A 12262-nucleotide genomic window follows, 5' to 3' on the forward strand; every position below is an offset into this window, starting at 1 on the left:
CTGATGTGTCGTTGCGAAGGTTCAGGCCTGAGCGCGAGAGGCAGATGCAAAAGGATGGGAAGCGTTGCCATGCTTTTGCACAAACGCCGTGACATGCGTTAGCGCAGTTGATGCGCTTCAGTTGAGCGGGCTTTGGGTGCCTGACTCAGGTAAAGCTGGAGCTAACGGCAAGCTGCAGCGCAGCATTCAGCGGATGCCTGCCTTGTCTGCACGGCAAATACACACATTGGAATCTGCTCACATGCATGAGCTGGTTGCTGCTTAACAGGGACAGCAAGTCAAGCATCCCTGCTTTTTCCGCAACCTAGGTTTTCTACGTCTTGCTGCAGATGCATCAAGAAGCGGATCTCTGCTGCAAGACGTCTTCGTATCTGATCTAAGAAAGTAGACGTCCATGCAAGTCATTCGCAAGGAAACAGGTGTAATTCGTGAGGTGGAGATTGAGAACCTCTCATTGGAAAAACCATCTGTTGTTCGACTGAAGTTAGCTCCAGAAAAAGTACAGCACTTCGGACGTCGCGGCAATGACCTGGTTCTTCTCCTCAAGGACGGCAGCGAAACAGTCATTAAGGATTTCTTTGTCGTGTACGACGGCGAGGGACGTAACGACCTGCTGCTGGAAGATAACGAAGGAGTCCTGTGGTGGGGGCAGTACACCTCGCCCTGGAAAAATTTCCACTTCACCGAAATCGAATGGGATGAAGCTGCACTGATTCCTCCATGGCACCACGGTGGCTGGTTGGCTGCTGCGCTGGGTATCTTGGGCGTCGGCGCTGCAGCTGGCGGCGGAGGCGGTAACAGTGGTAGTACCCCAGGCGACTCGGGTGGTGGCACTGAAGAGGGTATTAAGCCTCCGCTGACCTCACCTGCAATTGAGACCCCTGAGAACCAGTCCATCGGGGGAAAGTTCGAGAACAAGAATCCTTCGGCTGGCATACCCACTTACAGGGCAAGCACTGATCCTGAGTTTGGGAAAGTCACCCTCAATCCGGATGGAAGCTATCTCTACACGCCCAACCCTGGCTACCACGGGCCAGACACCTTCACGGTGGAGGTCAAAAACCCAGACGGGACGACCTCTACGATCACTGTCATTGTGACGGTGACACCGGTCAACGATGCACCGCAAGCACCAGACGATAGCCACATCACTCCTGAAGACACGCCAGTCAAGGGCAAGGTGGAAGGGTTTGACCCGGACGGCGACCCGCTGACCTATACAGAAGGCAAGCCTCCGGCCCATGGCACGGTGACCGTGGACCCGATCACGGGCGAGTACGTGTACACCCCCAACAAGGACTGGCACGGCACGGACACGTTTGAAGTGATCGTGACGGACCCGGATGGAGAGACCACGACCAGCACCATCACGGTGGAGGTGACGCCCGTCAACGATGTGCCGACAGCGCCAGACTATGGTCACAAGACCCCGGAAGAAACCCCGGTGAGCGGCAAGGTCGTGGGCACAGATCCCGATGGCGACACGCTGACGTACACCGGTGGAACCCCACCGGCCCACGGCACGGTGACCATCAATCCTGATGGCAGCTACATCTACACGCCAGGCAAGGACTTCAACGGAAAAGACACGTTTGAAGTGATCGTGACGGACCCGGATGGAGAGACCACGACCAGCACCATCACGGTGGAGGTGACGCCCGTCAACGATGTGCCGACAGCGCCAGACTATGGTCACAAGACCCCGGAAGAAACCCCGGTGAGCGGCAAGGTCGTGGGCACAGATCCCGATGGCGACACGCTGACGTACACCGGTGGAACCCCACCGGCCCACGGCACGGTGACCATCAATCCTGATGGCAGCTACATCTACACGCCAGGCAAGGACTTCAACGGAAAAGACACGTTTGAAGTGATCGTGACGGACCCGGATGGAGAGACCACGACCAGCACCATCACGGTGGAGGTGACTCCAGTCAACGATCCCGTGGATGCGCAAAACGATAGCTACACCGTGGGTGAAGACGGCTCGGTTGTATTGGACCTGCTGGGGAACGACAGTGCGCCCGATGGCGGCCTGAAAATCACCAGCATCAATGGCATCACGCTGACCGGCAATCCGCAAAGCATTACCGTGCCGAACGGTAGGGTAGACATTGCAGCCGATGGCACCATGAGCTTTGTGCCAAATGCGAATTACCACGGACCGATGAGCTTTGACTACAGCGTAGAAGACGCCGATGGCGATACGGATACGGCGACGGTCAATATTGCCGTCACGTCAGTCAACGACGCCCCTACGACAGCGGTAACTCTGCCCAACGAAACCGGCAAGGACGGCGGAGCGGTGAGGATTTCCACTGGAGGCGGCTTCACGGATGTGGACGGCGATAAGCTGACCTATACCGCTTCAGGCCTGCCACCGGGCCTGAGCATCGACCCGACCACGGGCCTGATCACCGGAACGCTGGACCCCTCGGCCAGCCAAGGCGGCTCAGGTAAAGATGGCATCTATACCATCACGGTCACGGCAAAGGATCCCTCCGGCGCTACGGCGGCACAGACCTTCGAGCTGGATGTGAGCAATCCTCCTCCAGTCGCTGTCGATGACACGGCAAAGACTCACGAAGACACGCCCGTCAGTGGCAATGTGCTGACAGATCGTGATGCGAGCGGCAAGACCGATGTCGACCCGGACGGCGACACGCTGGTTGTGACTGGCTTCACGATTGATAAGAACGGAGATGGACAACCTGACCCGTTTACAGCTGGAAGCACAGCGACTCTGACCGCCAAGGACGGCACAGCCATCGGAAAGCTGGTGATCAACGCTGACGGCAGCTATACCTTCACTCCTGCACTTAACTACAACGGCCCGGTCCCTGTAGCTACCTACACGATCAGTGACAAGGAAGGTGGTACGGCCACTGCTACGCTGACTATTAATGTGGACAGTGTCGACGAGCCTGTCACTGTGACGGTTCCTGTTCCTGACCATGCGGCATCCAAGCCGGATGGCAAAACTACCGATCATGTCGTCTTTGAAAGTGGTTTGGGTGATGGCTCTGCAACCAATGCCAACGACACGCAAGTAGTTTCGAGCTTCACCATTGATTGCCCGGATGGACTTGCTGATTCAGATGCTGTCACGTTGACTCGTGGCGACGGAACGATTTTTAAGATTAGCAAGAGCGATCTTGAAGCGCTGAATACTGCGAGCTACAAGGTCTCGACCCAGTATGGTGAGTTGTTGCTCAACGGCTACAGCAAGGATCCGACGACAGGCCTCATCACGATCAAATACACCTATACGTTGACGAAAGCTCCTCACAACAATACCGGTAACGGTATTGATTTGAAGGATGACTTCACCATCGTTGCCAAGGATCGTGATGGACATAGCAGCCCTAAGGGAGATATCAGCATCAAGATTGTTGATGATGCCCCTCAGGCCAAAAATGACACCAAAACAGTCAATGAAGACGATGCTGCCGCAGTCACCGGTAATGTGACAGGAAGCACTGGTGCAACATCAGGCGACGTGGTCGATAGCAAGGGCGCTGATGGCGCGACGGTCACTGGTGTTCAGGCGGGTGTGCCCAGCAGTAGTAATGGACATGTGGCTGACAGCGGATTGTCCGGCGCTGGCGCTTCTGTCACCGTAAAAGGAACCTACGGCATATTGGTCATTCATGCTGATGGCAGCTATACCTATACGCTGCAAAACGGATGGCCCGCAACGCAAGGTCTTATTAATGGCCAAGTTGCTGAAGATATTTTCAGCTACACCCTCACGGATGGCGACGGTGATCAATCCACAGCCAAGCTGACCATCAATGTTCACGGCACCAACGACGTCGTCAAAGTCACAGTACCCAACGATCAGGCCTCATCGACTCCTGATGCCAACACAGGCGACCATGTTGTCTTTGAAAGTGGACTGAACGATGGGACAGCAAAAAACCCCGCCAACACCGTAGTTCACTCTCAGTTCTCCATTGATGCGAAGGACGGCTTGGCTGCAAGCGGTGCTGTTGTCTTCCGCTACACCGATGCAACTGGTGCTAATAGTTTGACCTTGAGCAAGGCCGAACTGGAAAGCCTGAACGACTCTCAAAAAACCATCGTGACCCAGTACGGGACGCTGGTGCTCAACGGCTATACCGTCAATCCCACTACGGGCGAGATCACCGTCAAGTACACCTACACCCTGGATAAGGCCGCGAACGTCAGTGGTGCGGGCACGCTGGATAACATTGGTATCAGCGTCACAGATCGCAATGGTGATGAGTCTTCGTCGGAAAAAATCAGCATCAAAATCGTAGACGATGCACCAATCGCTGTTGATCAAAATGGTGTCAGCCTGCCAGAAGGCGGGTTGAGCGTGGGCTACACCGGAGTTGCGTGGAGCGCGGGTACCAGCAACCTGCTTGACAATGACAAGCAAGGGGCCGATGGGGCCAGGGTGGGCTCAATCAAGTACATCGGTGCTAATGGCAGCGAGAAGACTCTCACCATAGCCAGCGGCAAATCCATTACTGTTGACACTCAGTACGGAAAACTGACGGTCCATTCGGACGGGACCTGGAGCTACACCAGCAACGGCAGCGTTGCGCATGGCACTGATGCAGGCAAGACTGATGACTTCAGCTACTCCTTGGTGGATCGCGATAGTATTAACCCTAGTGATTGGGCCAAGCAGCCAATCACAGTGACCGACATTGGCCTGACATTGGGTGCGCCGGAAAGCACGACTCTGGATGAAGATGACCTTGTCTTGGGTACCGACAAGAACAAGGGGGCAACCTCCGTCAGTGGCGCGTTGAACGTGGGCAAGGGCGTTGATGCCATCGATACCAAACTCAGCATTGATGCAGCTCCTAAGAATCTGACATCGGGTGGGGTTGGCGTCGAGTACGTGCTGAGCGCTGATGGACATACATTGACGGCCTATGTCGGCACAGGTCGTGCAGAGACGGATAAGGTCTTTGCCGTCGAAATTACAGACCCCCACGGCAACCCGGGCTACACCTTTACGCTGCACGGAAAACTCGACCACCCGGCAGGCTCTGGCGAAAACAAGCTGGATCTGGTCTTTGGTTTTGAAACTAAAGAAACTAACAGCGTCGATGACTCGGTGGGTAAAAACTTCACTGTGAGCGTAGTCGACGACATCCCTGTTATTAGCGAAAACACAAGCGCCAACGTGGCGCTGGAGGTGGATGAAAGCAAGCTGGGTGCAAGCGGTAGCGCATCTACATCCCTGAAAGACCTGTTTGTCATCAACTTCGGCGCTGACGGGAAGGGCACAGCGCACTACGAACTGGGTCTGAAAGGTGGCGCAACTACAGGAGTAGACAGCGGCCTTGTTGACACAGCCACAGGTTCCCCCGTGCTGCTGAGCATTAGCGGCAACACTGTTACCGGAACTGTCCTGGTGAACGGCGTCCTGACTACGGTCTTCACACTGAAAGTCACGGATGCCGCCAACGGCGTGGTGGAACTGACCCAGTATCGTTCAATGAAGCACGGGGACGCGCTTCCTGCGGATGAGCTTGTGCAGTTGGCAAAGGACGCCATTACTCTCAAGGTCACAGCCACCGACGGTGATGGCGACCCTGTCAGCAGCTCAAACATGGGCATTGGTGACCGTATCTCCTTCAAGGACGATGTTCCCGTCATTGGCACGCCAGAAAACTCGACGATCGATGAAAGCGCGTTGATTTACGGCAGCAAGCCGGATGCTGGCGCTTTGACAAAAACAGGCTCGCTCCATGTCACGACAGGTGCAGACTCGGTCGGTACGCTTGCCAATACGAAGTTCGATGACCCTCAGTCTAAATTGAATGACCTGTGGCTGAAGTCAGGTGGCAAGACCCTGGTCTATACCGTTAGTGCAGATGGTCATACGCTGACTGCCATGGCGGAGGGCAAGGAAGTCTTTGTGGTGACCATCACCAATCCTGGTACTGTCAATGCGGGCTACAAGTTTGAACTGAAGGCCTCGCTGGATCACGGCAAGGATGCCACCAAGGACCTGAATTTCGCCTTCACTGTGACGGATGGTGATGGTGATAGCAAAAACTCCAATTTCAATGTCACGGTTGTCGATGACAAACCGGATGAGACTCCGGTGAAACTGGATGTGGTTGAAGACAGCACAGGCAATACACCAGCCAACAGTTTCAATACGACGGCCGATGCCGATGTCTCTCTTGTCGAAGAAGCTAAGCATGGTCAAGTGACTATTGATCCAGATACCGGACGCGTCACCTATGTGCCTAACCACAACTACAGCGGGAAAGACACGTTCACCTACCGGGTGAAAAATTACGACGAAAGCTATACGGACCGCGTGGTTGAGGTCACTGTTGACCCGGTGGCAGATGCTCCAATCTTTACCAAGGGAGCTTCCCCAGTCAGTACGTATGAAGATAAGGCTATTGCCCTGGGCTTGAACGCGCCACAGGTAGAGGACGATGCGGATCAGAGCGATGGTGTTGATGGCGACAGCCCTGAAAAACTGGGGCCGATCACGCTGTCTGGATTGCCAGAAGGCGCAATCTTGTACTTTGGCGTCGATAAATATGAGGTTGGTTCTTCGGGTACGGTCACGATTATTTTGACTGATGGTCCACATCATGCGAATGCAGACGGCCTGCTCAAGATGACTACTGAGGACTTCAACAAGATGACGGTGCTGCCGCCTGCTGAAAGCAGCAAGGACTTCACTGTCAAAGCGGAAGTGACCAGTTACGAAGTAAAGAGTGACAACACGCCTATCGCTGGGAAGAACGGCGCATCCACGATCGTGGAAGTGCCGGTTGAGGTGAAGGCTGTCACAGACCCGATTGATCTGAAGATTAAAAACAGCAACGGTGATTTTGTCGATGCCAGCACGAAGGAGACAGCGGTCAGCCTGCCATCTTTTGCTGAAGAATCTAGCTTTAATCTCAGCAGCCATCTGCAAGCGCTGCTTGGCAATGCTGATGACAATACAGGGCCTGATGTGGACGGCAGTGAGGAGCGCTGGATCACCATCAGTAATTTGTCAGCAGGCTCGGTTGTAACGGTCATGATCGATGGCGTTCCCAAGGAGGTTACTCCCGTCAACGGCGTTTACACCATTCTCTGCAATGGTCTGAACTCGTCAACGCCCACACTGCCTGAAATCAGTATTAAAGCGCCAGATAACTTCAGTGGCAACATGCTTGATGTGCAGGTGACGCTGCACTCGATAGACCGCGATGTGGACGGCAGCAGCTTTGACGGAGCGCTGTTGAGCGACACGGTGCACCTGAATCTGCACGTCACCCCGGTTGCGGGTGATGTGGAAGTGAAGGGCGTAACGACTAGGGAAGACACTGCAGTGAATTTCCTGGCCGGAGTGAGCGTGACGGACAAGAGTTCAGACGGAGAGGTCATTAACTCGGTGAGCTTTACTGTGCCTGTTGGTGGCTGGGTTGTGAGCCAACCAACTGCAGGAGTGAATGGAGTTCCTTCTTCGGGATGGAGTGTGATTGGTGATGGGAAAAGTGGCACCGCTTACACGATTACGTTCGATGACAGTCTCAACGAAACGCAGCGTGAATTGGTGTTGAAGGGGTTTGCCATCACGCCCCCAGCGCATAGCAGCAAAGACGCTTCCATTACCCTTAGCATCACATCGACAGACTCTATTGAGGTGAACGGTAAGGTCGAAATCAATAAGCAACAGACGTCTCATACGCTCGTGATTGAAGTCACCCCTGTCGCAGAAAAGGATACGGTCGATAGTGACAAAAAGGATGGCGTCGATGTGGGGCTGACAATTGGCCATATATATCAAAATGCTGGCAAAGAAGACGAATGGTTTGCTCTCAATATTAAAGACGGCTTCCAACTGAAAGATGGTTGGTTCAATAGCGATGGAGATGAGCAAACCTTTGCGCGCTTGATTCCTACGGTCACGGGCGGTGAAGGCGTTAGTGAGGAGGGCCCTGCTATTGGCTCTTCGTTCCAATACTTCGATGGCAAGGTCTGGGTTGAACAGGTGTATGACGGCAAAACGCCGATTGATATCCCGGTGCAATACCTTGATACCCTGCAATTCAAGGCACCACCCAATTTTTCGGGCAAGTTCAGCATCGCTGTGCAAGCGGTGACCCGTGACTATGACGATGACCGCGAAGGCACTGGTGTATTCGATGAGGCCATCTCTGGCAATGCCACGCTGGAAAATATTCTGATCAATCCAGTAGCTGAAGATTTCACCCTTGCTTTGAATGGCGGCGCGGCAGGTAAAGAAGACACGCAGATTAAGCTCAATATTAATCCTACGAGCTCAGACCCTTCCGAGACGTTTGAGCTGAAGATCAGCAACATTCCTCCCGGTGCGACACTGTATTACGGCAAGCTGGAATTGATGCCTGATAGCAACGGGGTTGTGAAAATTCCGAATTACAAAGGCAGTGAGGGCCTGTTCATTAAGCCCCCAGTTAATAGTAATGAGAGCTTCAACTTGGAGTTTGAAGCCACATTGACCGATAGGGTAATCATTGATGGAATCACTGTCGATTCACCTCCTACGACCAAGAAGCTGACAGTTGAGGTCAATGTCGATGGCGTTGCGGATATGGTCACAATCAGCACGCTAAAGCCCACTTATTCCGAAGCGGAACTTGATGCCGAAAGTAAGCAGGTTTGGTTGAAGGACTTGCTGACCGTGAAAATGGATGACGCAGATGGCTCTGAAGCGTTGACATTCACGATTAAGGGCTTGCCTGCAGGTTTTAATCTGGTGCCGGCTGGCACCTGGCTGGTGCGCGGTACAGGAGTGGAGCGCGAGTGGCTGTTGACACAAGATCAATTGGCAAATGTCAAGATCAGTGTGCCCAATAACTTTAGCGGTGAGGTGAAATTCAGTGCATCGGCAGTGTCCACAGAGCGAATAGATGGCAACACCTGGACTGGTGACAAGGTTGATGTTTCCTTTGTCGTCAAGCCTTCTGCAGAGGCCGAGGCCACGACCAGTGGAGCGCTGGTCGAGGACGTGATATCGAGCTTGAAATTTGGCATCGTTCATAAGAACGGTGATACCGATGAAACCTTGACGAAGGTCTGGATCAAGGTGGCTGACGCTGGCACAGGGTTGCCAACGGATCCCTTTACCTTGTATCTGGGAACAGGCACTGGTGCCAAGACGTTGGCGCAGGCTTTGGCCGATAAAACGATCACCAAGGTTACCCGAGGAGCGGACGAATACTACGAGCTGACTGGCGCGCAGGCAAAAGAGTTGGCTGCCCGTGGCAAGCAGCATCTTGACGGCTCACTGGGCAAGTTCCACTACGAATACGAGGTGCAGGATGACTCCGGCTCTAACTTAGCGGGCATTGGTACCAAGGAGGGCAGCGGTGACTTTGCGATTACCGCAACACCGGTGACCGACGCCGTGGACTTGCTGCTAGAGAGCGTTGTTGGTGGCGATAACAGTGCCGAGTTCACGACGGTTGATGCGTCGGGCATCGTCACGGTTAATCTGAATGCTGTTTCTGATGATAAGGACGGCAGTGAGCAGGTAACGCGCGTGCTGATCAGCGGGGTTCCAGAAGGTGTCAAGGTTGTTGGCGCAGAGTTGAGCCTGGATGGCAAGTACTGGGTGCTGGTTTACGAGGATGCGTCCATCGGCGAGAACGGTCTGGCATTGCCAATTCAGTTTGATTTCGGCACCAACGCGAAGCCGAGCACTCATGACATCACATTTGAAGTGCAGGTGATGGACCGTGGAACTGAAAGCGTGAGGACGGATTCGGTTTCCTGGAACGTGAAAACAACATATACCCCCCCTACGGAAGAAGATCCGGGTAAGCCAACGCCTCCACCCGTTACGAAATGGGACTTCAAGGACAATTTAGTTGTCAATGAAGATCAGCCGAATCTGAAGCTGAAGGACCTCTTGGATGCCACGGTGGCTGACAGTCCCTCTGGCAAGAGCAGTGTGTTGACTGTGACTGTGGATAATTTGCCTACTGGCGTCACGGTCTCTGGCATGACCATGACCGAGAAGTTCGATGCGGAAGGCAAGGTCATCCAGACTATCTGGACGCAGAGTATTGAAGTTCCGGCTGGTGAGGATGCTCAGGCTAAATTGGATGAATTGCTGAACAGCATTACGGTAACAATACCTAAGGACAGCAACGAGAACAATGCGCCTGGGAAGCTGAAGTTTGATGCGTCTCTTTCTACATCGGTAGAGGGTAGCGGCGATCGCGATGTAAAAGAGACTGCCAAGGACGGCATTCTGGTGGCTCCGGTCACAGACCCTGCTGAGCTGAAAATTGTTGTGACTCCCGTGAAGGAGGGCACCAAAGTCATTCCAGTGACGGTCTCTGTTAATCCTGGCGACAAGGGGTACGGCTCCATCGTTGGGGGAAAACTTTATTTGCAGCTTGTTGGAGACAAATCTTCTGCTGGCCTGATAGGTGGAAGTCTCTGGCTGCCAGATGGCATAACAGAGATAAAACCAACACAGGTTGTTGGTGTAGACGGTATTCCGGATGGTCTTTACTATCTAATTCCTGTTAATGAGCGTGGGCAGACCGAGTTGGATTTGACGTATCGCCTTGAGGAGACGAAGCCAGGCTCTGTGGTGTTCAAGGGCTACGTGCAGAGCAAAGAAGACGAGAACGCAAGCCTGCCAGATCACAAGACAGGCATCGTCACCAAAGAGGCCGAGAGTACTGGTAGTGTTGTTGGTGGTGGTGGTGAAGGCCAAGTAGAAATTATCAACAACGGTGTCGAGATTGGTACTAAGCCGATCAGCGTGATGGAAGAGAAGCACGGTGCGGCGCTTGCGGACAGGCTGATTGAACTCACCGGCGTAGATGGCCTGAGTGTGACGCTGAAGGATATCGATGGCTCAGAAACCATTGGCATCATCACATTGTCCAACGTGCCTGAAGGCTTCCTGGTGTACGTGGAGGGTGCTGACGGAACTCGAACCCTGGCCAGCAACCTTGGTGCGGATGGTTTGACGAACAACACCTGGCTGCTTTCCAGCGAAGGTGGTTTGCCGCCAAAGGTGTTCCTCCTGCCACCCAATAACTGGAGCGGCACACTGAGTGAGGTGACGCTGAATGTGGAATCTGGTGAAACAAAACTGGATGCCAAGCAAAATGACTCTCAGAAGCTGGGAAACATCACCATTGCACCGGTGGCAGATGGCTTGACTCTGAATACATCCGTAGCTTTTGGTAAAGAAAATTCGGTGATTGCACTGAATCTCAATGCATCGATGAAGGACCCTGTGAAGATCACCAATAAGGCGACGGGAGGTCCTGCGAGTCCTCTCACGCCGGTGGATAACAGCATTGAAACCACGACGATCAAGATCACGGGCTTGGGCGCACATGCTTCCTTCTACGTGGGGGCAGAAGAGCTGTTTGAGGGCAAGCAGATCACGAAGGATGGTGTCACCTATACCTTCGGTGTTAAGTCTGATGTCGACGGTAACGGTTACGTTAACTACACCATCTCTGGTATTCCTCAGTCCTTGCTGGATCAACTGGGCTTCAAGCAGGCGATGGATGATTTAAAAGATCAGGACGCTAAAGCTGGAATGCAAATCGGTATTGAGGCGTGGACCGTGGAAAGTTTCAACGGACATGCATCGGACAAGGTATTTGGTGTGATTGATCTCAGCATTACCAAACAGCAGCCGACAGGCAATGCCGACAGCTTGCTGTGGACGGGCTCCAAGATTGATGCAGGTGCTGGTGACGATACGGTTCAGTTGCGCTCTGGCGAGATCCGGAGTGGCGCCGAATTGGCCGCCAAGTTGACGAATGTTGAGATTCTTGACCTGACGGTGCACGGTGCCAACAGCATTACAGGTCTGAGTGCCGCCAATGTGTTTGCCATGACGGACTCCCGCCATATGCTGACTATCAAGGGGACCGCAGAGGATTTGCTGCAACTGTCGAATGGATGGACCCCTGGATCGTCTGCTGGAACGTACACCAGCATCTATCAGGGAAGCACTGTGACAGTGAAGGTGGATGGCGTGACTGTGAGTAATGGCAGTGGGGCCCGCGCATCTTCGTTCTCGATGCCTTCTTGGGACGATTTGCTCAGCACGGATTCCGGCTCCATCAGCCTGGACAATGTGCTGCCTGCACCTTCTACCCAGTCGACGACATTGCCATCTGGAACTGCGAGTTCTTTCAGTACCGACAGCACGGCTCTGTATGCACCGCTGCCGCAGTCGGCGCTGGATGACGAGCTGCACCAATTGGGCGTGGTTCATTACTAATCAAGGCAAGGCGAT

At 53.8% G+C, this 12262-nt stretch carries 1 protein-coding gene; it reads left to right on the top strand.

Annotated elements, in window-relative coordinates; genetic code table 11:
- Positions 1-394 precede the first annotated feature (394 nt).
- Positions 395-12247 carry a tandem-95 repeat protein gene (locus RSF91_RS02045; RefSeq protein WP_332566854.1) on the top strand — a complete coding sequence of 3951 codons (11853 nt, stop codon included), beginning with the start codon at positions 395-397 and terminating at the stop codon, positions 12245-12247.
- Positions 12248-12262 lie beyond the last annotated feature (15 nt).

Source organism: Comamonas sp. (genome assembly GCF_036643215.1).
GTDB lineage: Bacteria > Pseudomonadota > Gammaproteobacteria > Burkholderiales > Burkholderiaceae_C > Comamonas.

What these genes read in the sequence shown, in the direction of transcription:
- RSF91_RS02045 (WP_332566854.1), top strand. Translation starts at nt 395, where the DNA reads ATGCAAGTCATTCGCAAGGAAACAGGTGTAATTCGTGAGGTGGAGATT.